The 25,296-nt window shown below is 34.1% G+C and carries 28 protein-coding genes and 1 tRNA gene; 16 read left to right on the forward strand and 13 right to left on the reverse strand.

Annotated elements, in window-relative coordinates:
* The first annotated feature begins 53 nt into the window (after window positions 1-53).
* The 7 genes from IR010_RS14370 to IR010_RS14400 all read left to right on the forward strand — a co-directional run bounded on the left by IR010_RS14370 (window position 54) and on the right by IR010_RS14400 (window position 3,470).
* A complete protein-coding gene (locus tag IR010_RS14370) occupies window positions 54-350 on the forward strand; it encodes a hypothetical protein (RefSeq protein ID WP_029270769.1) in 297 nt (98 codons plus the stop codon).
* A 44-nt stretch (window positions 351-394) separates the two neighbouring features.
* Window positions 395-691, forward strand: coding sequence for a hypothetical protein (locus tag IR010_RS14375; RefSeq protein WP_029270767.1), 297 nt, complete (start codon window positions 395-397; stop codon window positions 689-691).
* A gap of 49 nt (window positions 692-740) precedes the next feature.
* Window positions 741-1,037, forward strand: coding sequence for a hypothetical protein (locus tag IR010_RS14380; RefSeq protein WP_194570321.1), 297 nt, complete (start codon window positions 741-743; stop codon window positions 1,035-1,037).
* A 24-nt stretch (window positions 1,038-1,061) separates the two neighbouring features.
* A complete protein-coding gene (locus tag IR010_RS14385) occupies window positions 1,062-1,349 on the forward strand; it encodes a hypothetical protein (protein ID WP_029270763.1) in 288 nt (95 codons plus the stop codon).
* Window positions 1,350-1,373: 24 nt separating this feature from the next.
* A complete protein-coding gene (locus IR010_RS14390) occupies window positions 1,374-1,670 on the forward strand; it encodes a PepSY-like domain-containing protein (protein ID WP_194604791.1) in 297 nt (98 codons plus the stop codon).
* A gap of 17 nt (window positions 1,671-1,687) precedes the next feature.
* Window positions 1,688-1,987, forward strand: a complete 300-nt coding sequence (locus tag IR010_RS14395) for a hypothetical protein (protein WP_029270759.1) — start codon at window positions 1,688-1,690, stop codon at window positions 1,985-1,987.
* A 127-nt stretch (window positions 1,988-2,114) separates the two neighbouring features.
* Entirely contained in the window at window positions 2,115-3,470 is a 1,356-nt protein-coding gene (locus IR010_RS14400; RefSeq protein WP_029270757.1) for a sigma-54-dependent transcriptional regulator, read from the forward strand.
* A gap of 61 nt (window positions 3,471-3,531) precedes the next feature.
* Here IR010_RS14400 and IR010_RS14405 read toward each other — a convergent pair whose 3' ends face one another.
* A complete protein-coding gene (locus tag IR010_RS14405; protein ID WP_194604794.1) occupies window positions 3,532-5,967 on the reverse strand; it encodes a hybrid sensor histidine kinase/response regulator in 2,436 nt (811 codons plus the stop codon).
* Between the two features lie 187 nt (window positions 5,968-6,154).
* Window positions 6,155-8,056, reverse strand: a complete 1,902-nt coding sequence (locus tag IR010_RS14410) for a S9 family peptidase (protein ID WP_194604797.1) — start codon at window positions 8,054-8,056, stop codon at window positions 6,155-6,157.
* 284 nt (window positions 8,057-8,340) lie between these two features.
* Between IR010_RS14410 and IR010_RS14415 the strand changes: the two genes are divergently transcribed.
* From IR010_RS14415 to IR010_RS14425, 3 genes are read left to right on the forward strand one after another with little or no spacing between them, the layout of a single operon-like run.
* On the forward strand, window positions 8,341-9,453 hold the full coding sequence (locus IR010_RS14415) for an NAD(P)/FAD-dependent oxidoreductase (protein ID WP_194604800.1): 1,113 nt from the start codon (window positions 8,341-8,343) through the stop codon (window positions 9,451-9,453).
* Window positions 9,453-10,223, forward strand: coding sequence for a monofunctional biosynthetic peptidoglycan transglycosylase (gene mtgA / locus IR010_RS14420; protein ID WP_029270749.1), 771 nt, complete (start codon window positions 9,453-9,455; stop codon window positions 10,221-10,223). Before IR010_RS14415 ends, mtgA begins: the two co-directional genes overlap by 1 nt.
* Window positions 10,213-11,169 carry a lipid A deacylase LpxR family protein gene (locus tag IR010_RS14425; protein ID WP_194604803.1) on the forward strand — a complete coding sequence of 319 codons (957 nt, stop codon included), beginning with the start codon at window positions 10,213-10,215 and terminating at the stop codon, window positions 11,167-11,169. The genes mtgA and IR010_RS14425 overlap by 11 nt, the downstream gene beginning before the upstream one ends.
* 365 nt (window positions 11,170-11,534) lie before the next feature.
* Here the strand turns inward: IR010_RS14425 and IR010_RS14430 are convergent, their stop codons facing one another.
* Complete coding sequence (locus tag IR010_RS14430) at window positions 11,535-11,888, reverse strand: hypothetical protein (RefSeq protein ID WP_194570342.1); 354 nt, start codon at window positions 11,886-11,888, stop codon at window positions 11,535-11,537.
* A 156-nt stretch (window positions 11,889-12,044) separates the two neighbouring features.
* On the opposite strand from IR010_RS14430, the gene IR010_RS14435 reads away from it, so the two are divergent.
* Window positions 12,045-12,221, forward strand: a complete 177-nt coding sequence (locus tag IR010_RS14435; protein ID WP_194604806.1) for a hypothetical protein — start codon at window positions 12,045-12,047, stop codon at window positions 12,219-12,221.
* Between the two features lie 103 nt (window positions 12,222-12,324).
* Here the strand turns inward: IR010_RS14435 and IR010_RS14440 are convergent.
* Window positions 12,325-12,398: transfer RNA gene (locus IR010_RS14440), tRNA-Ala, on the reverse strand.
* A gap of 105 nt (window positions 12,399-12,503) precedes the next feature.
* Between IR010_RS14440 and IR010_RS14445 the strand changes: the two genes are divergently transcribed.
* The 3 genes from IR010_RS14445 to IR010_RS14455 all read left to right on the forward strand — a co-directional run bounded on the left by IR010_RS14445 (window position 12,504) and on the right by IR010_RS14455 (window position 14,754).
* The gene (locus IR010_RS14445; RefSeq protein WP_194604809.1) at window positions 12,504-13,268 is read left to right on the forward strand and encodes an enoyl-CoA hydratase/isomerase family protein; all 765 of its coding nucleotides are present in this window, start codon (window positions 12,504-12,506) and stop codon (window positions 13,266-13,268) included.
* Window positions 13,269-13,394: 126 nt separating this feature from the next.
* Window positions 13,395-13,847: a 6-pyruvoyl trahydropterin synthase family protein gene (locus IR010_RS14450; RefSeq protein WP_029270730.1), complete on the forward strand. Its 453-nt coding sequence runs from the start codon at window positions 13,395-13,397 to the stop codon at window positions 13,845-13,847.
* Between the two features lie 163 nt (window positions 13,848-14,010).
* Complete coding sequence (locus tag IR010_RS14455; RefSeq protein ID WP_029270729.1) at window positions 14,011-14,754, forward strand: UDP-2,3-diacylglucosamine diphosphatase; 744 nt, start codon at window positions 14,011-14,013, stop codon at window positions 14,752-14,754.
* Window positions 14,755-14,760: 6 nt separating this feature from the next.
* On the opposite strand, the gene IR010_RS14460 is transcribed toward IR010_RS14455, so the two are convergent.
* The 8 genes from IR010_RS14460 to IR010_RS14495 form a co-directional block, all read right to left on the reverse strand.
* Window positions 14,761-15,966, reverse strand: coding sequence for a cytochrome c3 family protein (locus tag IR010_RS14460; protein WP_194604815.1), 1,206 nt, complete (start codon window positions 15,964-15,966; stop codon window positions 14,761-14,763).
* An 83-nt stretch (window positions 15,967-16,049) separates the two neighbouring features.
* Entirely contained in the window at window positions 16,050-16,406 is a 357-nt protein-coding gene (locus IR010_RS14465; RefSeq protein ID WP_029270726.1) for a hypothetical protein, read from the reverse strand.
* Window positions 16,407-16,640: 234 nt separating this feature from the next.
* Window positions 16,641-17,921, reverse strand: a complete 1,281-nt coding sequence (locus tag IR010_RS14470) for an MFS transporter (RefSeq protein ID WP_029270725.1) — start codon at window positions 17,919-17,921, stop codon at window positions 16,641-16,643.
* Window positions 17,911-19,620: a single-stranded-DNA-specific exonuclease RecJ gene (gene recJ / locus IR010_RS14475; protein WP_194604817.1), complete on the reverse strand. Its 1,710-nt coding sequence runs from the start codon at window positions 19,618-19,620 to the stop codon at window positions 17,911-17,913. The genes IR010_RS14470 and recJ overlap by 11 nt, the downstream gene beginning before the upstream one ends.
* A 121-nt stretch (window positions 19,621-19,741) precedes the next feature.
* Window positions 19,742-20,086 (reverse strand): HopJ type III effector protein, encoded by a 345-nt coding sequence (locus tag IR010_RS14480; protein ID WP_194570354.1) that lies wholly within the window; start codon window positions 20,084-20,086, stop codon window positions 19,742-19,744.
* Between the two features lie 20 nt (window positions 20,087-20,106).
* A complete protein-coding gene (locus IR010_RS14485) occupies window positions 20,107-20,415 on the reverse strand; it encodes a hypothetical protein (protein WP_194604820.1) in 309 nt (102 codons plus the stop codon).
* 33 nt (window positions 20,416-20,448) lie between these two features.
* Window positions 20,449-21,174 (reverse strand): 16S rRNA (cytidine(1402)-2'-O)-methyltransferase, encoded by a 726-nt coding sequence (rsmI, locus tag IR010_RS14490; protein WP_194604823.1) that lies wholly within the window; start codon window positions 21,172-21,174, stop codon window positions 20,449-20,451.
* 101 nt (window positions 21,175-21,275) lie between these two features.
* On the reverse strand, window positions 21,276-22,301 hold the full coding sequence (locus IR010_RS14495) for a hypothetical protein (protein ID WP_029270719.1): 1,026 nt from the start codon (window positions 22,299-22,301) through the stop codon (window positions 21,276-21,278).
* A gap of 235 nt (window positions 22,302-22,536) precedes the next feature.
* On the opposite strand from IR010_RS14495, the gene IR010_RS14500 reads away from it, so the two are divergent.
* Together IR010_RS14500 and IR010_RS14505 are read left to right on the forward strand one after the other, a co-directional pair.
* Entirely contained in the window at window positions 22,537-23,127 is a 591-nt protein-coding gene (locus IR010_RS14500; protein WP_029270718.1) for a thymidine kinase, read from the forward strand.
* Window positions 23,128-23,158: 31 nt separating this feature from the next.
* Window positions 23,159-23,596 (forward strand): hypothetical protein, encoded by a 438-nt coding sequence (locus IR010_RS14505; RefSeq protein WP_194604825.1) that lies wholly within the window; start codon window positions 23,159-23,161, stop codon window positions 23,594-23,596.
* 186 nt (window positions 23,597-23,782) lie between these two features.
* On the opposite strand, the gene rpoN is transcribed toward IR010_RS14505, so the two are convergent.
* On the reverse strand, window positions 23,783-25,243 hold the full coding sequence (rpoN, locus tag IR010_RS14510) for an RNA polymerase factor sigma-54 (RefSeq protein ID WP_029270715.1): 1,461 nt from the start codon (window positions 25,241-25,243) through the stop codon (window positions 23,783-23,785).
* Window positions 25,244-25,296 lie beyond the last annotated feature (53 nt).

Consider the following 25,296-nt stretch of genomic DNA (forward strand, 5'->3'; position numbering starts at 1 on the left):
ATTTCATTATCTAAAGCGTAAACAATTATCAAACTATTTAAAATATATACATTATGAAAAATCTATTCTTATCAGCCGCTATAGTATTGGGAGGTTTAACATCATTCGCTTCTACTTCTCCAGTAACAAATTCTATTGTAAAAACGATTTCAATTCAAGATGAATATACAGAAATTAAACTAGAAGAAATTCCGGCTCCAATTACGGAAGCTTTGAAAAAAGCTTTTCCAGATGCAGTACTTTCAAAAGCATATAAAAATGCAAAATCAGAATATAAATTAGACGTAACTGTAGGAGAAAAAGTAGGTTCTCTTTACGCTAATGCAGATGGAACTTGGATTAAAAAATAATCTATCCTATTAAAAACTCAATTAACTCATTAAATATACACACTATGAAAAATTTATTTTTATCAGCCGCAATCGTTTTGGGAAGTTTAACTTCATTTGCTTCGACTTCACCAATAACTAATACAATCGTAAAAACAATTTCTATTCAAGAAGAATATACAGAAATTAAAGTAGTAGAACTGCCAACTGCAGTAACTGACGCTCTTAAAAAAGCATATCCAGATGCAGTATTGACAAAAGCATACAAAAATGCAAAATCAGAATATAAATTAGAAGTAGCTGTAGGAGACAAAGTAGGTGCTCTTTATGCTAACGCAGATGGAACTTGGATTAAAAAATAATCCTAATCCATAATTAAATTATCAATTAACTCATTAAAATATACACACTATGAAAAATTTATTTTTATCAGCCGCAATCGTTTTGGGAGGTTTTACATCATTTGCTTCAACTTCACCAGTAACTAATACAATCGTAAAAACAATTTCTATTCAAGAAGAATATACAGAAATTAAAGTAGAAGAAGTTCCAACTGCAGTTACTGAAGCGCTGAAAAAAGCGTATCCAGATGCAGTTTTAAATAAAGCATACAAAAATGCTGCTTCTCAATATAAATTAGAAATTACAGTAGGAGACAAAGTTGGTTCTCTTTATGCTAACGCAGATGGATCTTGGATCAAAAAATAACCAACTAACTAAAAAACTATAATTATGAAAAAGTTAATCTTATCGGCAGCAATCCTATTAGGAGGGTTGTCAACACAAGCTGCAACTACTGAAAAAAATTCAAATATACAATCAGTAAAGTTTCAAGACGAATATAAAGAAGTTGATGCTGTTCCGGCAGCTATAAAAACAGCTTTGGATAACGCTTATCCAGGTGTAAAACTTGAAAAAGCTTATGTAAACGACAAAAAAGAATATAAAATTGAAATTTTGGTAAGAGATGTAAAATCTATTGTGTACACCGATATTCAAGGAAATATTATTAAAAAATAAATTAATTATTAAAATCACCTCATTATGAAAAAGTTAATCCTTTCGGCAGCTATTGTTTTAGGTAGTTTGTCAATGCATGCAGCAAATGCTGTTGTAACAAATTCAATTGTTAAATCAATAAATGTTCAAGATGAATTTACTGAAGTTAGTGCAGATGCTGTTCCAGCTACAGTAAAGTCAACTATTGAAAAGTCTTTTCCGAACACTAAGCTAGAAAAAGCGTATAAAAACGAAAAGAACGAGTACAAACTAGAAATTTCTAGTGGTGACAAAAAGTATACTGTTTTTACAGATGCTTCTGGAAACATCATTAAAAAATAATTTTTAAAAAGGACATTATGAAAAAGTTAATCTTATCAACAGCAATTATTTTAGGAAGTTTATCACTGCATGCAACTACAACGACGACAAATGATGCCGATGTAAAGATTGCTGTAAATTTTCAAAATGAGTATAAAGAAGTTGGTACTGATGCAGTTCCTGCAGCAGTAAAAACAGCTCTAGAAACTGCTTATCCTGGTGCAAAACTAGATAAAGCGTATGTAAACGAAAAAAAAGAGTATAAACTCGAAATATCAGTTGGTGACCAAAAGGCTACTGTTTACTCAGATGTCAATGGCAATTGGTTGAAAATATAATTAGGTGAATTAGATTTATGTTTTTGGTGAAAAAGAGATTGCTCGTAGCAATCTCTTTTTTTTTGCATAATTTTGTGAAAATACAACTTTAATAGTATTATTTTAGCAAAAAAGTCCCAAAAAACAGATGTCAAAGATATTACTGATAGAAGATGATATTGCGTTTTGCAAATTATTAGAAAAATTTCTAATAAAAAAAGCATACGACGTAACCATTGCTTTCTCGGCTGAAGAAGCACGATTAGCAATGAAAAAAGAATCTTTTGATTTGATTCTGACCGATCTGCGTTTGCCAGATTCGGACGGTATTGGACTTATGTCTGAATTTAAAATTTCAAATCCTGACATTCCTGTTGTACTTATGACAGGTTACTCAGATGTAAATACTGCTGTGAAAGCAATAAAAAATGGCGCTGCAGATTATATCTCAAAGCCATTTAATCCGGATGAGGTTTTATTAGTTATAACAAATGCACTGCAGACTACAGAAACAGAAATAGAGGAAACTCCAGCTGTTGCCAAGAAATCAGTTAAAAAACAAACTTCATCTGAAAACGAATTTGTAAAAGGAATTTCTGTCGCTTCTAGAAAATTGCTGGATCACATTCAATTGGTAAGCCCAACGGATATGTCGGTATTGATTATTGGAGAAAGCGGTACTGGAAAAGAAATCATTGCAAAAAGTATTCATCAGCAAAGTAATCGCAAAAACAATAATTTCATTGCAGTAGATTGTGGCGCAATACCGAAAGAGTTGGCAGCAAGCGAATTTTTTGGTCATTTAAAAGGATCTTTTACTGGGGCAATCAGCGATAAAATGGGTTATTTTGAGGCTGCAAATGGCGGAACTATTTTCTTAGATGAAATTGGAAATCTTTCCTACGAAAATCAAATTCAGTTATTAAGAGCGCTTCAGGAACGAAAAATCAAACCTGTTGGAAGCAATAAAGAAATTAACGTTGATATCCGCATTATTACCGCCACAAATGAAGATTTGCGAGAAGCAGTAAAAAACGGCGATTTTAGAGAAGATTTATACCATAGAATCAATGAATTCTCTATTCTTTCTCCTTCATTAAAAGATAGAGAAGAGGACTTAATGGTCTTTGCCGATTATTTCTTGGAAAAAGCCAATCAGCAATTGAATAAGGAAATTATTGGATTCTCTCCAGAGGTCGTAGCTATTTTTCAGAAATACAATTGGCCAGGAAATTTACGTGAATTGCAAAACTGTGTAAAACGGGCGACTCTTTTGTCGCGCGGAGAATTTATTGAAAGTGATGTTTTGCCAGCAGAATTTTTTCAGATTCAAAAGCAAAATACGATAGAAACGGTTAGTTCGTTTTCTTTGTCTGAAAATGAAAAAGAAACAATTATTCATGCTTTATCTAAAACACAGAATAATAAATCGGAAGCGGCAAAACTTCTTAAAATTACAAGAAAAACACTTTATAATAAATTGAAGCAATACAATATTGATTAAAATTGAATGCTAATTTTCCTTAATCAAATTCGTGAAAATTCATGTCTACTTTCTTTTTCTTTTAAACAATTTCCTTTTGAAGAGCCTTAAAAAGCGACTCTGTTTTTGATTTTAAAACCTTATAAATATCTTTTAAATCAGAAATTTCAAAATCATTTTTTTCTAGTGCTTTCAAAAGTCCGCCAATTTCTCGGGCTTCAATTTGCTTGAACATCGGTGCAATTCTATGTGCAATTGAATTTATTTCTGGTACATTTTCTTCGGCGATTGCATTTTCTAAAAATGTTAAATTTTCATTGCTGCTTTCTATAAAAGATTTTAAAACTTCGTTAAGCGCAACAGTATCGTTTCCTAAAAACTCTTTTAAAGTTTCTAAAGAATACAATTTAGAAAATGTTTTTTCTTCAACATCATTAATCTCCACTTTTGGCAAAGTATCATTTTCTAAAATTAGTCTAATAGTCTCTAATAATATTTTGGGAGAATAAGGTTTTTTAATTACCGTTGTAAATCCGGCATCAGCATAAACAGACGAATCTAGATCAGATCTTCCGGTCAGCGCAATCACAGGCTGATTTTTGTAAACATCAGTAGTTTTTAGTTTTTGAAGGAATCCAAAACCATCCATTTCTGGCATTTGAATATCTGTAATCACAAAATCAAAATTTGTCTGCTGAATCGCTTCTAATGCTTTAATAGCACTATTAAAAGATAAGACCTGATGTTTTTCTTGTCTCAAAACACCACTTGTCAAATTCAAAAGATTAATATCATCATCAATAACTATAAAAGTTTGTGCTTCTATATTTTGAGAAACCTGCTTTTTAACTTCTGGAACTGAATTTGTACTTGTGTCAAAAAGCAACGGAAGCTGAATTTCAAAAACACTTCCTTTTCCGAAGGCACTTTCTAATTCTAAACTGCCTCCTAAAGCCGAAATAATTTTTTTGCAAATAGATAGGCCTAAACCTGTTCCTCCATATTTTTTCTCGATATTTTCATTGGCTTGAGCAAATTCTTCAAAAACTAATTTCTGATTTTCTTTTTCGATTCCAATTCCGGTATCCTCAATAGTAATAGTAAGAAAGTTTTCATTTTCAGCAAGATATGCGCTGATTCTGATAAAACCTTCTTCGGTAAATTTATAGGCATTTCCGATAAGATTGCTCAAAATTTGTTTCAATCGAAAAGGATCACCCACAATTTTAGCGTTCAGTTTTTCATCAACATTAATAACAAGATCGATGTTTTTTTGCTTGTAAACAGTCTGAATACTTTTGGCAACTTCATCGATTATTTCTGGCAAAACAAAAGGCACTTTTTCTATAGAAATTTTTCCAGCTTCAATCTTAGAAAAATCCAATAAATCTTGAACCAGCTGTGTAATATATTCAGAAGAGTTTTTAATATTTTTAATAAAATAGGACTGTTTCGTATTTACATCAGAATTGCCCAAAAGTTCAGAATAACCCACAATAGTGCTCAAAGGCGTTTTTAAATCGTGGCTTACTGTCGAAATCAACTGTTCACGGCTTTTTAGTAAATTCTTGGTTTTGAAGTTCGCAATTTCAAGCTGTTTCTTGTAAACTTGAGATTTTGAGTAATCGCTCACAATTAAAATCGAAAAAAACAATGTCAGAACTAGACCAATAATCGCCGAAGCTGTTACGATTTCGTTTACTTTTTTAAGTGATTTTTCTTTTAAGGAATTGTTTTTTATCGAGTTGATAATAATTTCTCTTTCTATAATTCGAAGTACTTTTCGAAGCTGATCAGAGATTGCAATTTCGTTTTTAAGCAATTTATTTTCTTCAAAATTCAGCGATTCTTTTTTCTTTTCTGCTTTCAATTTTACATTGCTCAACAGCTTTTTAGAATTGGCCAAAATAGAATCTGATGCTTTTTTGCTAAGTGTGTTTGTGCTGTCGTCAGGAATATTTTGGTTTAAATAATCGACATATTTTTGAAGTACATTACGCTGATAATTTCCTAATTGATTTGGGTTTTTGTTGAAATCCTGAAGTTCTAATTTTCGGAGTTTAAACTCCATTTTAGTAATTTCATCAATAGCTGTATTTACCGAAACTTCATCTTCGGCTTTGTTTTTAATCGTCTTTAATTGTTTTATGTTTTTTGTCTTTTCAGACAGTAAATAAGTTACGCTGTCCAGTAAAGTTTTTTGATATTGGGTCGTAACAATTTGCTTTAAAGTATCAATTCGTAAGCGGAGAGAATCGGTTTCGATAAGATAGCTTTTAAAGTCATTCTCAGAGTTGGTCTGAATCGTTTTTCGGGCTAAGCTTTCCGTTTTATAAACATTCGAAAATAATTTGCTAACTCTTAAAATCTTGGTTTTTTCAAACGCAATTTTATCTTCCAATTTATTGTAAACCTGATTTTCAGAATATAAAAACCATCCAACGGTAATCACCAGAGCCAGTAATGCAACATAGCTGAAAAGCACTTTTATCGCTGTATAACTTTTTTTGCTCTCCATAGGTATTTTGCGGGATTGGGCCCCGACGCCTCGGGATTAAATTTGAAATTACTGCAATTTATTTAAAAAAAACTGTTTTAAAAAGATAAATAAATGCTAAAGTGTTATATAATTTCAATGTCTCAAAAACAAAATAGCCGGAGATTATAAAAAAATCTCCGGCTATTAATATTTTAAAAATCGTATCTTAAAGTGTTTCGCTCAGCCATTTAAAAAATTCTCCTTGCCAAACCTGAGCATTTTGCGGTTTTAAAACCCAGTGGTTTTCATCTGGAAAATAAACAAATCTGCTTTTAATGCCTCTTAACTGTGCAGCTTGAAAAGCTTCTTGCCCTTGCCCGATTGGTACACGGAAATCTTTTCCTCCTTGAAAAATCAAGATTGGCGTATTCCAGTTCTGAACCAAAGTCGCAGGATTGAAAGTCGTGTATGCTTTTTGAGCTACAGCGTTGTCTTTTTCCCAGTACGCTCCGCCGAAATCCCAGTTGTTAAAGAAAACTTCTTCTGTGGTGCCCAACATGCTTACGGTATTGAAAACACCATCGTGCGCGATAAAAGTTTTGAAACGTTTGTTGTGAATTCCAGCTAAATAAAATACTGAGTATCCTCCGTAGCTTGCGCCAACACAGCCTAAACGAGATTTGTCGACATAGCTTTCTTTAGCAACATCATCAATTGCAGAAAGGTAATCGTCCATAACTTGTCCGCCCCAGTCTTTACTGATTTTTTCATTCCATTCAACACCGTGTCCTGGCATTCCGCGACGGTTTGGCGCCACAACTACATAGCCTTTTGCAGCCATTAATGAGAAATTCCAACGGAAAGAATACGATTGTGTCAAAGGAGATTGTGGTCCTCCTTGACAGAATAATAAGGTTGGATATTTTTTAGAAGCATCAAAATTTGGAGGCAAAATTACCCAAACCAACATTTTTTTTCCGTCAGTTGTAGTAACATAACGTTTTTCCGTTTTGCTTAAAGTTAATGTTTTATACGTTTCTGTATTTATGTTTGAGATTTGTTTCCAAGTGTTTTTCTTCAAATTAAAAGAAAAAATCTCGCCAGCATGATTCATGTCAGATCTTGTTACGATAATTTCATCGCCTGCAAATCCAACTAAATCATTTACATCAAAATCTCCATTTGTCAATTGACGAACTTGAATAGCAATTTTTGTTAATCCCGGAAAGTTTACTGTAAAAAGTTGTTTTGTACCATCAACTGGCGCTACAAAAAATACGTTTTTGCCATCTTTACTCCAGATAAAATTATCTACAGTTCCGTCCCAATTTGCAGTTAAGTTGGTTTTGATTCCTTTAAATTCAACAATAATATCGTTTTTATCAGACTCATATCCGTCGCGTTTCATTTGCAGCCAAGTCAAATTTCCTGTTGGAGAAAATTGCGGTGCCGTGTCGTAACCTAAATTATCTTCGGTTCTGTTGATTGTTTTTTGAGTTTCTAAATTGTACTCATAAATATTTGTGTTCGTAGAAATTGCATATTGTGTTCCCGCTTTTTTCTTGCATACATATAAAATGCTTTTTGATTCTGGCGACCAAATATAATCTTCGTCTCCGCCAAAAGGTTTTTGAGGAGAATCAAAAGTTTCTCCTTTTAAAATATCGATTCCTGTGGCACCTTCTTTATTTTCTTTATAAAAAACATGGTTAAATTTCCCTTCATTCCAAGTATCCCAATGACGGTAATCAAGTCCGTCATAAATTTGAGCGTCTGATTTGTCTAATTTCGGATAAAAATCTTTTCCTAAAACCTTGTCAATTTTTACTTCTTCATTGTACACTAAAAATTTTCCGTCTGGCGAAACATTTTTGTCAGCCAAAACAGCTTTTGTGTCTTTAATTTCAGTTGCAGTGCCGCCACCAACAGGGAGCATGTAAAATTTTGAAGACGATTTGTTTTCTTCTACAGAAGGAGTTGAAACCTTAAAAACAACATTTTTTTCATCTTTAGAAAGTCCAAGTGCCGTCACTCTTCCTAGTTTCCATAACAATTCTGGCGACATTACATTTTGTCCGATAGCGTTTAAACTCATCATTATTAAGGTTGTTAATACTACTTTTTTCATAATAAAAATTCTATTTTTTGTGGCGCTAAAAATACAACAATTAAATTCCAATTTTTAAATCCCAAATTCCAATTACTGTTAAAGTTTGTAATTTCAAATTCCAATATAAAAAATCCAAAACTTTTACAGGAATGTTCCGTCACTAATTCACTGATTTTCAAAATTAATTCATGAATTCTTGGCGAATAGAATCCGTTTAAAACAAAGTTTTAGAATTTGGATTTTAAAAATTGAAATTTATTTTTTAGGATAAAAAAATCATTATTTTTATAAAAAATTGGCAAATGGAATTAAGTTACTGGGAACTAAAAAACTGGTTCACGAATGTTGATTATACGATTGTTGGAAGCGGTATTGTAGGTTTGCACGCGGCATTGCGCTTGCGCGAAAGATTTCCTGTTGCTAAAATTTTAGTTTTAGAACGAGGCATGTTGCCACAGGGTGCAAGTACAAAAAATGCAGGTTTTGCCTGTTTCGGAAGCCTGTCTGAAATTTTGGAAGACTTAAAAACACATTCAGAAGAAGATGTGGTAAATCTTATTGAGAAACGCTGGAAAGGTTTGCAATTGCTTCGAAAAAGATTGGGCGACACAGCAATAGATTTTAAGCCTCACGGTGGATATGAATTATTTTTAAAAGACGATAATCTTGGATTTTCTGAATGTATTTCGAGATTGCCTTTTATTAATGAAATTCTAAAACCGCTTTTTAAAGCCGATGTTTTTTCGAAAGAAGTTGATCGTTTTGGATTTGAGAATATTCAGGAATATTTAATTTTTAATCCTTTTGAAGCGCAGATCGATACCGGAAATATGATGCAGGAATTGTTGCGGCAAGCGGTTTCTGAAAATATTTTAATTCTGAATCAGCAAACGGTAACAGGTTATGCCGATTTAGGAAATCAAGTAGAAATCGCGCTGGCCGATTTTACTTTTAAATCCAAAAAAATACTTTTTGCAACAAATGGTTTTGCTAACACTTTGACAAAAGGTGCCGTTCAGCCTGCCAGAGCACAGGTTTTGATTACAGAACCTATCAAAAATTTAGATATTAGAGGCACTTTTCATTTAGACCGCGGTTATTATTATTTCAGAAATATAGGCGACAGAATACTTCTTGGCGGTGGACGAAATCTAGATTTTGAAGCTGAAAATACAACCGAATTTGGGCAAACGAAAATTGTACAAAATAAATTGGAGGAGTTGCTGAAAAATGTAATTTTACCAAATCAGGAATTCCAGATCGCGCATCGTTGGAGCGGTATTATGGGAATAGGAAACAGTAAAAAACCTGTTGTTTCTCAACTGTCTGAAAACGTGTTTTGTGGAGTGCGTTTAGGCGGCATGGGCGTAGCAATTGGAAGTTTAATAGGAACAGAATTAGCAGATTTAATATAATGGCAGCAACCAAAAAACCAGCACCAAAAAAAACAACAGCAACCAAACCAAAACCAACTGCTAAAAAAGGCAATCGCTCTTTTGGCGAAAAAGTAAAATGGTTTTTCATCAAATTAATGTTATGGTTTTTCGGACTCTCGATTGGATCGGTCATACTTTTTAAATATGTACCGGTTCCTTTTACGCCGTTGATGCTGATTCGTGCAATTGAAAATAAATTGGGCGGAAAGGAAGTTTATTTTGATCACGACTGGGAGCCAATTGAAAAAATTTCGATGAATTTGCAGAAAGCCGTTATCGCGAGTGAAGACGGAACTTTTTTATATCACAATGGTTTCGATTTCAAAGCGCTCCAAAAAGCATATAAAAGCAACGAGCGCGGACGCCGCATTCGAGGTGGAAGTACGATTTCGCAGCAAACCGCAAAAAATGTCTTTTTATGGCAAGGCAAAAGTTATTTTCGTAAAGGTTTAGAAGCTTATTTTACTGTTTTAATAGAAATTATCTGGGGCAAAGAACGCATCATGGAAGTGTATTTGAATAGTATCGAAATGGGGGATGGGGTTTATGGCGCTTATGCCGCGACAGAACATTGGTACCGTCGTGATGCATCGAGCTTAACCCCAATGCAAGCTGCCGGAATTGCAGCCATTTTGCCAAACCCACGAAAGTTTAAAGCGACGGGATCTTCAAGTTATATTAACAGACGTAAACAGCGAATTGTTCGCGAAATGCGTGCCGTTGGAAAAATCAATTATAATGGGAAGTAAAAATTGCTTTATTGCGCTCTTTCTATTAACGTCAATATTGGGTTTTGGACAGGCAAAAACAACAGAAATAGGTTTTATTACAGACAACGATTTGTATACTTCGTCTAAAAATGACATGTATTATACAAATGGTTTAGAGCTTTTTTACCGATTTTTATCGAAAAACGAAAATGAAAAAATCAATAAAAAGATTACTGAATTTCGTTTAGGGCAATACATTTACAATCCGAGATATATTAATGAAACTTCTGTAGATATAAACGATCGCCCTTTTGTAGGTTATCTTTTTGCCGAAGCGGGAAGAAATTTTTTCTACCAAAATGAATCGGTTTTAAAGACTGATTTTCAGTTCGGTTTTCTTGGGCCGAATGCACTTGGAAAAGAAACACAGGAAAGTTTTCATCATATTATTGGCTATAAAAAAGTATACGGCTGGGAAAATCAGATTCATAACGCGTTTGGCGTTCAGGCGCATGTTATGTATTCGAAGAAATTATTCCCAAGCAAACACAATGATTTTATAGATGTCCATTTTCAGTCGGAGGCAAATTTGGGAACTATTTTTACGGGAGTTTCGACAGGATTTTTAACTCGAATTGGCTTCAAGAAACTGCTTCCTGTTTACGATTCTAATTTGCACGACGCTTCTGTAAGTGCGACACCACAATACAATATTCGCGAATTTTACTTTTATGCGATGCCAAGCGTCAATTACCAATTTTATGACGCTACAATTGAAGGCAGTATGTTTAATGATACAAGTCCGGTAACTTTCGATTTAGAACCGCTTCGTTTCAACGCCGAGTTTGGTTTAAAATACCGCCACAACAATTTCAATATGTCGTATTCTTTCATTTATCGAGGAAGAGAATTAAATGATCCTGGGATTAATACTAATTCAGGATATTTTTATGGGAGTATTCGATTGGGTATTTTGCTGAAGTAGGAGGTTTTAAAAGTTGCTAGGTTTTGAGATGCTATCCCGAAATCTCAGGACTAAGTTTTTATCTTTGAATCAACACAATCTTATCATCCAGAGGAGCGAGCGATCTCCGCAAGAAATAATATATAGTTTTTGAGATCCGATAGCGCGGATTTACAATCAATCCGTGCCTGCAAAGCAAATCGTGAATCTAAATCAAAAAACATAAATTGAAAATCAAAACCTTCAATTCTAGCCCCGATTGAAACGGCATCCTTTTTCTTGCTTCTTTAGCAAGGAAAAGATAGAGTGGAAAGCGGGACAAAACGATCTTTTGAAAACGAAAACCTTCTGCTTCTAATTTTAGAAGTACTATTTAATAATGGTTTTTATTCTGAAATGGCTATCACAAAATATATAACAGAAGCGATTAAAAGAACCACTCCGGTGATTAGCAGTACATCATCTTCTACTGTGCTGATGCTTTTTTTGACTAGATAATAACGATCGACTAACATTCCGATTTCGTAAACCATTAAGAAGCCGATTAAGGTTAATAAACCGTATATTTTTTCTAATCCGCCACCTCCGCTAAAAGCACCTTCGTAGGCAAACCATGAAATAATGCCAACTGCAGGAACAATTAGCAATGCTGATTTTATAAGGAGCGGACTTCCTTTCCAGAATAGTAATACAATCAGAACTATTATTGGTATGAATAACCATCGCAGTAATAATGTCATTTTTAAGGTTTTAATTTAATGTAAGTTAATTAAATTTTTTTTTACTTGAACAAGTGGTCTTTGAAAAACTAAAATTTATCTGACTATTTATGAGGTTTAACCTTTTAGTAATAATGCTGCGTTTTTTAATCCGTAAATTTATTTAAAATTAAAACTATGGAAATCAATTGGATCATAATTGGAATTATTGCAGCAGTAGTTGTAGTTGTAATTGTTTTTACGGTTAGGAAAAATCAAAAAGAGAAAAAAAAGTTAACAGAAGAATTGAATAACGATTTTACTAAACCAGAAGAAGACGAGCCAAATTTTGAAGATTCGGCGAATGAGAAATAATTAATTTAAGATCTAAAATTCTATCGAAATGACAAGATTTTGTAAAATAGTTAATTTAAAAAAAATAAACCCTTGTAAACTAAATTACAAGGGTTTTGTTTTGTGGAGAATATCGGATTCGAACCGACCACCTCTTGCCTGCCAGGCAAGCGCTCTAGCCAAATGAGCTAATCCCCCAAAACGTTAACAAATAAAGTCAATTAATTGACAAAAAACAAATTTCAAATTGCTTCGGCTGAAAATATTTTGCAAAACCGTAACTTTACGTTCAAATCTATTTTTATGAGTTCAGAAATTCAAAACGGTTCTTTAGAAACTACTTTTAATAATGCCGTTGCAACGGTGCAATTTGGTCATCCTGCGAGCAATTCTTTTCCGCGTGAATTACTGGATCGCTTAACTGCCGAAATTAATTTGTTAAGCCGAAATGAAACGGTTTCGGTTATAGTTTTACAAAGTGAAGGTTCGAAAGTTTTTTGCTCTGGCGCTTCGTTTGACGAACTTTTGCAAGTTCAAAATGAGGAGCAGGGAACAGAATTTTTCTCTGGTTTTGCACATTTGTTAAACGCCATGCGAAATTGTTCTAAAATAATTGTCGGCCGTGTTCAAGGCAAAGCAGTAGGTGGCGGTGTCGGCATTATTGCGACTTGCGATTATGTTTTGGCAACACCCGAAAGTGCAGTAAAATTATCTGAATTGGCAATCGGAATTGGGCCTTTTGTTATCGAACCGGCTGTTTCGAGAAAAATAGGAAAAACGGCGATGACAGAAATGACATTGGCGGCGCACGAATGGAAGTCGGCTAACTGGGCTTTGCAAAACGGACTTTACGCCTCACTTCATACTGCAGCGGAATTAGATGCCGAAGTTGCGAATTTTGCTCAAAAACTAAGTTCGTATAATCCTGAAGCTTTATTCGAAATGAAAAAAATCATTTGGGAAGGAACAGAACAATGGGAATCGATTTTAATTGAACGTGCTAAGATTACAGGTAAATTGGTTTTGTCTGATTTTAGCAGAAATGCTCTGACGCAGTTTAAGAAGTAATTTTCAGTTTTCAATCTCAGTCTCAGTTCTTGAATTTTGACAAAGTTTGGACTCAATATAACAAAGCTAAAAAAAGACCCGAAAACGGTTATTAATTTGTAAATTTGCAACCTAAAATTTAAATCGATGAGTAATATCAGAATTACAAAGCAATTTAATTTCGAAACCGGTCACGCTTTGTACGGTTACGACGGAAAATGCAAAAACGTTCACGGGCACAGTTATAAATTATCGGTAACGGTTATTGGTTCGCCAATCACGGATCGAAACAATGTGAAATTCGGAATGGTAATCGATTTTTCAGATTTAAAGAAAATTGTAAAAGAAGAAATTGTCGATCAGTTTGATCATGCAACTGTTTTTAACGAAACTACACCGCATATCGAATTGGCAAATGAATTGAAAAACCGCGGACATCACGTAATTTTAGTAGATTATCAGCCAACAAGTGAAAACATGGTGGTCGATTTTGCTGAAAGAATTGTTGCAAGGCTTCCTGCAGGAATAACGCTTTTCTCACTTAAACTTCAAGAAACAGAATCGTCATTTGCAGAGTGGTACGCAAGTGATAATCAGTAAAAAGTAAAAAGTAAGATGTGAAAAGTAAGATGTGAAAAGTAAAATGTAAAAAGTAAAAAGTAAAAAGTAAGATGTGAAAGGTAAAACAATTCACATTTGACATCTCACAACTCACATTTGACATCTCACAAATCACAACTCACAGTTCACAAAAAAAAAATCAATGAAAAAAGTATATTTTGCTTCTGATCAGCATTTTGGAGCGCCGACTCCAGAGTTGAGTTTGCCTCGTGAAAAGAAATTTGTCGCTTGGTTGGATGAGGTTAAAGAAGATGCGGAAGCTATTTTTTTATTGGGCGATTTATTTGATTTTTGGTTTGAATATAAAACCGTTGTGCCAAAAGGATTTGTGCGTATTTTAGGCAAATTGGCTGAAATTCGCGACAGCGGTATTCCGATTTACTTTTTTGTTGGAAATCACGATTTGTGGATGAACGATTATTTTGAAACCGAATTAAATATTCCGGTTTACCACGATAACAAAGAATTTACTTTTAACGGAAAAACCTTTTTGATTGGCCACGGTGACGGAAAAGGTCCTGGCGACAAAGGTTATAAAAGGATGAAAAAGGTATTTACAAATTCGTTTTCAAAATGGCTTTTCCGATGGCTTCATCCAGATGTTGGCGTGAGTTTAGCGCAATATTTATCGGTTAAAAACAAATTGATTTCTGGTGACGAAGATGTAAAATTTTTAGGCGAAGAAAACGAATGGCTGGTTTTGTACGCCAAACGAAAACTCGAAACCAAACATTATAATTATTTTATTTTCGGACATCGTCATTTGCCAATGATCATTCCTGTTGGCGAAGATGCTAAATATGTAAATCTTGGCGACTGGATTGGTTATTTTACCTACGGCGTTTTTGACGGTGAAACTTTTGAACTTCAAAAATTCGAAAAATAACTATTTTTATTTAGCCGGATAAATTCCGATTTTGTGCGTTCTCAGATTGTAATTCGAAAATTGCTTGCTGTTTGAAAGCTGAAATTTAATCGCACTAGACGGTTTTTTCGGCATATGGCATTCTACACAATTATTTGCCAGCATGCTTCCTGACATTGTTTTTAATGTAGTTTCAGTGTGTTTTAAATCTTGATGACAATTCATGCAGATCTTAGAATAAGACGCTAGTTTAGTAGGCGCATTCTCGTGTGGATTATGACAGGTCATGCAATCCATTTTTTCGCTTTTTTGAAAACATTTGCTTTGCGCCAATAAACCCAATTGATTGCCGTGAACATCAAAGTGAAGACTATCATTTGAGGATGGAGTTGCTCTGAAGTAATCATTTATATTATCACCGGGCTTAAATTGAAAACGAGATTTCATTCTGAGTTTATCGTTTCCTGAATGGCATATTGCACAAGCATCAATTCGTTGCTGTCTGGTCAGATTTTTGAAGGCAACAATATTTTGGGATTTCTTTAGATCAGGAAATTTTAAGTGAGTTTGAACGTGCTCTTTTCCAGGACCATGACAACGTTCACAGTCAATACCGTACACTAAAGTGTTTTTGTCCATAAAATTCTCGACTTCCATTGTCATCGAACTTACTTTGTCTGAACTTGTTGTTATGTAACTGCTTGCAATATTTGAGCTGTGACAGCCGTAGCATTCTTTAGCTATTTCTCGAGTAAAATTTGGTTTGTCTGCCGGATATCCCGGACTTGTAGCCCAACTGTTTAAGGATTTGTAATACGATAATGGAAGTTCGTATGTGTAATGGTTTTTCCAGAAAGCACTTGTTTGTGCATGTTTTGTTCCAAAGACAATATCATAAGGATGTGCTTCGACTTCTTTTCCATTTTTGTATAAAACTTGGTACAGGCTGTCGTTGCGTTCTTCCATGACCAATTTGGTATTTTTGTCATAGATGAAAACATGATTTCCTTTATTAAAATCACCTAAAACATTTTCTAAGGTTGCTGGAGCAGTTGCTTTAAAATGAGAACTCACTAAAGCCAATTGATGTTGTGTCTGATGACATTGAATACAGCTTTCAGAACCTGCGTAATCAGTACCGCGCGGGTCTATATATTCATCAGATTTATTTGTGCAGTTTGTTAGAAAAACGGCTAAAACAGCAAGGACAAAAAGAATGCAAGTTTTTTTCATTGCTGTAAATATACTTTTTTTTGAAGAAAATCAAAATATATTTCAATAATGAAAAAATGTTGTTAAAATATTTAGAATGCTTCTTAATTCAAGCCAGCTCCATAAACATATTCGTCAAGTTCAATTCGGAACAAAGACCCTTCAACCAAATCTTTAATAGATTTTAATTCTGTCATAGAAACAGCCAAATCTATTGCTGCGCAAGGTGTTTTCAATAAAAATTTATGACAAGAATATTTTAATTCGCAAGCTTCGCAACATGCATTTTCGATCAGGCTGTCTTCTATTAAATCACAGAATTGATTCATTTCAGAAATGGTGAAATAAAAACCTGTTTCCTTAAAAACGAGCTGTACTTTGTCTACCAATGTTTCGTTTTCTTTTTTCCAGTAAAAAGCTATCCCAAAATTGTTGTGGTATATCTGCTCTATTTCTCTCATTGCAAATCTTTTTATTGTCACAAATATAAATATTATTTATATTAGTTCTAAATAAAAGATTCATAAAAAACAGAAAATTTTCAAACTCTATAAGTAAAATAAGTTCATATTAAACATTCTTATTTTGGCATACGGCGAAATAATAAAATAAAACAGCCTCAGTTTAACTTGAGGCTATTTAATTTAAAGTTCTATAATTAGATGAACTTATATTACATATATGAGAAAATATAATTACTCCATATTCTGATGATCATCCATATCTTTTTGAAGATCTAGATTTCTAAATGTAGGCGATTTTATTCCGAAACCTAAAACGGTTAAAAGCGTCATACTTCCTCCAAAAACTACCGAAACAACAGTTCCCATTAATCGTGCGGTTAAGCCGCTTTCAAATGCGCCTAATTCATTTGATGACCCAACAAATATAGAATTTACTGCTGCCACGCGGCCACGCATGTGATCAGGAGTTTTAAGCTGTAAAATGGTTTGACGAATAACAACTGAAATTCCATCAGCAAGTCCACTTAAGAATAAAGCAACTACCGAAACCCAGAAAATAGTCGAAACTCCAAATAATATAATAGACAATCCGAAGATAAAAATGGCAGCCAACAGTTTCATTCCGGCTTTTTTGTATAAAGGAACGTAGGCCGATACCAACATTGTGATAAAAGCTCCAACAGCGGGAGCAGCTCTTAAAACGCCGAATCCTTCAGGGCCAACTTTTAAAATATCCTGTGCAAAAACAGGCAGTAAAGCTACAGCTCCACCAAAAAGCACGGCAACCATATCAAGTGAAAGAACTCCCAAAATGGTTTTATTATTGAAAACAAATTTAATTCCCTCTTTCAGACTTTCCATAATTGGCTCGCCAATTTTTGGATTTAAAATTGGTTTTTTCTCAATTTGAGATAATGCGATTAATGAGAAAACAGAAAACCCAACTACCAAACACATTGACCAGTGAACCCCAATCCAATTGATCGAAAATCCTGCAACGGCTGGCCCTAAAACAGAACCAATCTGCCACACCGAACTGCTCCAGGTTGCTGCGTTTGGATATGCTTTTTTAGGAACAATCAAAGATAAAAGTGAGAAAATAGTTGGACCAAGAAAAGAACGAACCAATCCACCGATAAAAACTAAAAAGTAAATAGAAAGTAGGATTGCATCTGTAGACCACCCGTGAACAATTTTTGGCCACGTTAATAAAAACAGTCCAAAACTAACGACCGAAAAACCGAGGATACATTTTACCAACAATCCTCTTTTTTCTCTTTGATCGACCATGTGTCCAGCAAATAAAGACATTCCGATGGCTGGTATTATTTCTGCCAAACCAATAAAGCCCAAAGAAAGCGGATTTTTCGTTAAGCTGTAAACTTCCCATTCAATAACAATAAACTGCATGGACCACGCAAAAACCATTGCAAAACGCAGGATTAAAAAAATATTAAATTCTCTGTAGCGCAATGCCTGATACGGGTCGGCTTTTTTTGATTTATCTTTCATTTGTTCTAATATCTTTTAGCATAAGCTGAGTCGAAACATTTCCGTTCCACTCATTTTCAGCAATACAATAGGCAAGCTGAAAAGTATTTTGATTTTTGGTAAGGTCTATTTTTTTTCCGAGTCCAAAACCAATTGCTGCAATTCCGTCTGTCCCAATGCTTCGGGATTGTTTAACGAAAAGCCTCAAATGTTCTTCGTCTGCGCCTAAAGTTTTGGCATAACCTGTATCTTTTACATCCGAAGTCATAAAAACAGGTGTCATATTTTGCGGACCAAAAGGTTCAAATTGTTTTAAAATCCGAATCAGTTTTGGTGTAATATCGCTAAAGTTTATCTCTGCATCAATTTCGATTTCCGGTGTTCGCATTTCAGGCAAAATGGTTGCTGAAACTTGTTTCTCAAAAGCTTCTTTAAAAGTTTTATAATTCTCAGCTTTCAACGTCATTCCCGCAGCGTACATATGGCCTCCAAATTGTTCTAAATGATGTGCACAAGCGTCTAGAGCATTATAAACGTCAAAACCTTTTACAGATCTTGCCGAAGCAGCATATTTGTCGCCGCTTTTAGTGAAAACCAAAGTGGGGCGATAATACGTTTCTATTAATCTTGAAGCGACAATCCCAATTACGCCTTTGTGCCAGTCTTCTTGAAAAACAACAGTTGAAAAACGCTCTTCTTCTTGATTTTCTATAATTTGCTGAAAAGCTTCTTTGGTAATTTTTTTATCTAGATCTTTTCGATCTGCATTGTATTGCTCAATTTCGGAAGCAAATTGCTGCGCTTGATCAAAATCAAATTCAGTTAATAATTCGACCGCATGATTTCCATGTTTGATTCTTCCTGCAGCATTTATTCTAGGAGAAATAATAAAAACAACATCGGTAATGTCCAAAACTTTCTTCTTTACCTGATGCACTAAAGCTTTGATTCCCGGTCTTGGTTCGCTATTAATAACTTGCAATCCAAAATAAGCCAAAACACGGTTTTCTCCCGTGATCGGAACAATATCTGCTGCAATCGCAGTTGCAACCAAATCCAGATACGGAACAAGATCTTCAATAGTTTCATTTCGATTTTGGCCCAAAGCCTGAATCAGTTTAAAACCAACGCCACAACCGCATAATTCATCGTACGGGTAGGAGCAGTCTTCTCTTTTAGGATCTAAAATTGCAACAGCATCAGGAAGAATATTTCCGGGTCTGTGGTGATCGCAAATAATAAAGTCGATGTTTTTTTCTTTCGCGTAGGCGATATGATCTATTGATTTGATACCACAATCTAAAGCGATAATTAATGAAAATCCGTTATCATCGGCAAAGTCAATTCCTTTAAAAGAAATTCCGTAACCTTCATCATAACGATCTGGAATATAAGTAGCAATATTAGGATAATGCGATTTCAAATAAGATGAAACCAAAGAAACGGCTGTCGTTCCATCAACATCATAATCGCCAAAAACCAATATATTTTCCTGATTTTCAATAGCCGATTCGATTCGGGAAACCGCTTTGTCCATATCTTTCATCAAATACGGATCATGAAGATGTTCTAACGATGGGCGAAAGAAATTCTTGGCATCGTCAAAAGTTTCAATGCCACGCTGAATCAAAAGTGTTGCTACAAAATCTTCTACATTTAAGGCTTGCGCCAAATGTTTGATTTTATCTTCAGAAGGTTTTGGTTTTAATGTCCAACGCATTTTTAATGATTTTTGATTTTTGAATGAAGATTAACGATTTTTTATTTGAAATACAGATTTGTAATTAAAAAGATTTGTAATTCTGAAATCAAAAATCGTTAATCAAAAATCTTAAATAAAATTACTTCAATTCTAAAGCATTTCCTTCAAACTGAATTCCGTCCCAGCCTAAGCTGATGAAATTTCTAATGTTTTGGTGATTGGTTCCGTTTGGATCTTTTAAAACTTCTTCGAAATAAAAAGCGCCGAAACAAGCTAAAGTTTCTTCTTTGCTTAAGTTTTGCAATTTCGCGAAAGAAAATAATTTGCAAGAACCAGAGTTTTCGCCAGCAGCATTATGCTGTGTTCCATTTTGAAAAGCAGTTGGAGTAAAATTATAGTTTTCCTCAATTACTGCAATAGTTTCCGGGAATGTTATTTGTGTTGGAGTTTGTTTTACTTTTTCTAAAAAGGCTTGAATTGTCATTGTTTTTTAATCTTTATATTTTATACTTGAAGCTTAAGTTCAATCTTGGTTGCTAACCTTTTCCACATTCTCAAAAGTGTTTTTGTTTCACTTTGAGTTTCAGAAAATATTTCTTTTCCGATTTCAGTTAAAGAATATTTCTTTCCTGTTTTTACAATTAGTTTATTGTTATTAAGCCAAGTTAGTGAGCTTTGCATTTCTTTTTCGTTTGGAATAGAATGATTTATCCCATCTGCAATTTGAGAAATTGAAATAAAATTAACTGGAGAATCTTGAGAAGCAATTGCTAAAGCTAGAACTATCCACGATATCGTTTCTGCGTTTCTCATAATTCTGTTGGATAACTGTAAATAGTATAAGTTTTATTCCTCGTTATCATCATCCTTCGAATACTTATTTTTCTTAGCTTCTTTTTCTATTGTTTTTCCAGCAACGACAACCACGATTTCACCTCGCGGTGCTGTTTTTTCAAAATGAGTTAAAACTTCTCTTGCGGTGCCGCGGACATTTTCTTCGTGTAATTTTGATAATTCTCTCGAAACGCAAACTTGTCTGTCTTCTCCAAAATATTGAATAAATTCGGCTAAAGTCTTAACGAGTTTATGCGGTGAAACGTATAGAATCATCGTTCTGGTTTCTTCGGCTAAAGCCAAAAAACGAGTCTGACGTCCTTTTTTATCCGGCAAAAAACCTTCAAAAATAAATTTATCATTTGGCAATCCGCTGTTTACTAACGCGGGAACAAAAGCGGTTGCACCAGGCAGACATTCTACTTCAATTTTATTTTCGACGCAAGCGCGTGTTAATAAAAAACCTGGATCTGAAATTGCCGGAGTTCCTGCGTCAGAAATTAAAGCTATAGTTTCGCCAGCTTTCAAACGTGCAATTAAATTTTCAGTCGTTTTATGTTCGTTGTGCATATGATGGCTGTGCATGTGCGTGCCAATTTCAAAATGCTTTAAAAGTTTTCCGCTTGTTCGGGTGTCCTCGGCCAAAATCAAATCGACTTCTTTCAGAATTCTGATCGCACGAAAAGTCATGTCTTCAAGATTGCCAATTGGCGTTGGAACGATATATAATTTAGACATAGTTTTTTTATATTTAACACAGATTGCACGAATTAGCACGAATGATTAGAATGCTAAAAATTTCACCAAAATAAATTAGTGTAAATCTGTGAAATTCGTGTTTAAGAGAATTTTTTCTCTACAATTCCCAGAAAACGTTCTGCATAATCATCTTTTCCTTCCCAGTTATTATAATCTGGTTTTACCATATTTTCAATAAAATCTTTGGCTTCTCCAAAAGTATCAAAAGTCAATAATTGATTTAAAACACGACTGTAATCTTCAGAACTGTTTCCGAAAAGATTTTTAGTAAAAGCAATTCTATCATTCAAATCAACGTGAAAACCTTTTGCCAGTTTTTCGTTTAAAGTAACTGTCTTTGGTTCAGAATGAGTTTCTAAAACTGCCGTTTCAGGAGTTTTCTTTTCTGTAAATTCATTGAATAATGGAGTAGGAACGGGAGAAACTGCTTCAAAACTATCCACTTTTACAAATTGTGCATCGGCATAATTGATTCCGAAATCTTCAAACGAAATTGGAACTGGAATTGATTTTGTTGAAGTTTCAATTTTTGGCTCTTCTTTTTCCTCTTCAATTTTTTCTAATTCAAAAGCAGGTTTAAAATCCGGAATTGGTTTTAGTTCGTTTACTGTCGTAAAAGAAAGATCTCTATTTGCTTCGATTGTTTTTTTAGCTTCAAAAACAGCTTCTTCAATTTTTTTAATAATTGGATCTTGAACATTTTCGGCAGTTTCAGGAATAGTTTCAACAATAGATTCCGCAATTATTTCTTCTGGAACTTCGGCAACGATTTCTTCAGAAGCTTCCTCAGCTTTATTTTCTTCTGTCACTTCTGATTCGGCGATTATTTCATTTGGAGTTTCTTCAACTGCAACAGGAGTTTCAATCACAGCTTCTGCTGGAGTGTTTTCTTGTTTTTCGAAAATAGTTTCGATTTCAGAACTAATGTCGCTGTGGCTGATCGTTGGTTTTGCCGTGTCGAAATTTTCATCGACAAATTTTAAAATCGCCAGTTTCTCATATAATTTCTGAGTTTCAAGATACAATTGATTGATATCGGATTTATTTTTAAGCTTTAAAATTCGATGTGCAATGCTGATTAAATCGGCTTCCAATTTTTTTTTCATAACTGTTGAAATTATAGTGAATAGGGTATTTTAGTGTATTTTGTATTTGAATGTCTTTATTAATGGAGAAAATCAACGAGATAATTTTTATTTCTGTTAATAAGCGTTTGCGAATCTCCGATTTGATAAAAATTTTCTACTTTTGAAAAAACGTAAAACATCAAAATTTTGCGTCAATTTATTACCAGTACAAAGTAATAAAAACTATTCATTTTTAAAGGTAGAAAAATACAAAATGTTTCTCGAAAATACAGTAAATCACAAAGAACAATTTGGTTGGATTGAAGTTATTTGTGGATCAATGTTTTCGGGTAAAACCGAGGAGTTAATCCGCAGATTAAAACGCGCCCAATTTGCCAAACAAAGAGTCGAAATTTTTAAACCTGCTATTGATACCCGCTATCATGACGAAATGGTGGTATCGCACGATGCCAACGAAATTCGCTCAACCCCAGTTCCAGCAGCAGCAAATATTGCTATTTTAGCCCAAGGATGCGACGTTATCGGAATTGATGAAGCGCAGTTCTTTGATGATGAAATTGTTACGGTTTGTAATGATCTTGCCAATCAAGGAATTCGTGTTATAGTTGCAGGACTTGATATGGACTTTAAAGGAAATCCTTTCGGACCCATGCCAGCTCTTATGGCAACCGCCGAATATGTAACTAAAGTTCACGCAGTTTGCACCAGAACAGGAAATTTAGCGAATTACAGTTTTCGTAAAACCGACAATGATAAATTGGTAATGCTCGGTGAAACCGAAGAATATGAGCCGCTTAGCCGTGCAGCATATTATAATGCGATGAAAAAAAGCCAAGAGAAATAAATTCAAAATTCCATTTAAAGCCAAATAACAAATGCAAGAAAAGCAAAGTAAAAGAAAACAGAACATCTTATTATTGGTTGTAATTGGAATTGCGATTTTTTTAGCTGTCTTTTTTCAGTTTTATCTTTCGAAGAATTCAGATGAAGTAAATACTGAAATAACAGAATTAGTTGGAAAATATAATAAAAATTGTCCTCTCACGATTCAGCAAGGAATTCGACTAGACAGTGTAAATTTACCTTCAGAGCAAGTTGTGCAGTATAATTTGACATTGATGAATGTAGAAAAAGAAACTGCAGAAATTAATGTTATAAAGAAAGAAATTGAAAAAAGTTTGATCAGCACTGCAAAAGCAAATCCGGGGCTTCAAGTTTTTAGAGATAATGATTATACCTTGGTTTATAAATATAGTGACAGAAAGAAAGCGTCTTTGTTTGAAGTAAAAATATTGGCTGATCAATATAAATAATTGAACTTCCAGAAAAAAAATAAAACCCGACAGATTTCAAAAATCTATCGGGTTTGTTGTTTTGTTTAAAATGGACTGAAGTCCCGCTCTACAATATACTACGTTCCTTCGGTACTATTAAAGAACCTGTAGTTTTATCCATATTTTAAGGACGGATTTTAATCTGGTTTATAATGAGTAATTATATTAAATCTTCTTTCTCATTCTTGCTACCGGAATATCAAGCTGTTCTCGGTATTTTGCAATAGTTCTTCTCGCAATCGGATATCCTTTTTCTTTAAGAATTTCAGCCAATTGATCATCTGGAAGCGGTTTGTGTTTGTCTTCTTCTTCAATTGTATTCTTCAGAATCTTTTTGATTTCTAAAGTCGAAACATCTTCACCTTGATCATTTTTCATCGCTTCAGAGAAAAATTCTTTGATTAGTTTTGTTCCGTAGGGTGTTTCAACATATTTACTGTTGGCAACACGCGAAATTGTCGAAATATCCAATCCAACCATATCGGCAATATCTTTTAAGATCATCGGTTTTAGTTTGGTTTCGTCGCCGTCTAAAAAGAATTCCTCCTGATAATGCATAATCGCATTCATCGTTACAAAAAGTGTTTCCTGACGCTGTCTGATCGCATCTATAAACCATTTAGCCGAATCCAATTTCTGTTTGATAAACTGAACTGCATCTTTCTGAGCAGTCGATTTATCACGAGAATCTTTATACGTCTGCATCATTTCCTGATAATCTTTAGAAACATGCAGAGAAGGAGCATTTCTTCCGTTTAAGGTTAATTCTAGCTCGCCGTCAACAATTCTGATGGCAAAATCCGGAACTACATTCTCCGTAACTTTATTGTTTCCGGTAAAAGATCCTCCCGGTTTTGGATTTAGTCTTTCGATTTCGTGAATGGCTTTTTTAAGCTGTTCGTTAGAAACACTATATTTCTGTAAAAGTTTATCGTAATGTTTTTTTGTAAAAGCATCAAATTGATTTTCGATGATGTCAATTGCTAAATCAACATATTCAGTTGGTGTTTTGTGCTTTAACTGCAATAATAAACATTCCTGCAGATCACGTGCTCCAACTCCGGAAGGTTCAAGTTCGTGAATAACGTGAAGCATTTTTTCGACCATTGCTTCATCAGTATAAATTCCCTGAGTAAAAGCCATATCATCAACAATATCCGGAACGCTTCTGCGGATATAACCCATATCATCAATACTTCCAACAAGAAATTCTGCAATTTCACGTTCTTGATCGTTCAGAATAAAAGTATTCAGCTGATTGATTAAATCCTGATGAAAACTAATTGGAGAAGCAAAAGGTGTTTCTCTTTCTTCATCTTCACCATAATTATTTACCTGAGTTTTATAATCAGGCGTATCGTCGTCGCTTAAGTATTCGTCAATATTAATGTCGTCTGCTTCGATTCTGTCAGATTCTGCATCATCATAATCGTCGTATTCTTCATTGGCGAATTCATCGGCTTCGTATTCGTCTTCTTTTCCAGCTTCCAAAGCCGGGTTTTCGTTCATTTCTTCTAATAAACGTTGCTCAAAAGCTTGCGTAGGCAATTGAATTAACTTCATCAGCTGAATTTGCTGTGGAGATAATTTTTGGGATAATTTTAAATTTAAAAATTGCTTTAGCATTTGTTTTTGTTAAAAGTTTCAAGTTTCAAGTTTCATGTTTTCCAACTGAACGG

The organism is Flavobacterium sp. MR2016-29 (assembly GCF_015350695.1).
GTDB lineage: Bacteria > Bacteroidota > Bacteroidia > Flavobacteriales > Flavobacteriaceae > Flavobacterium.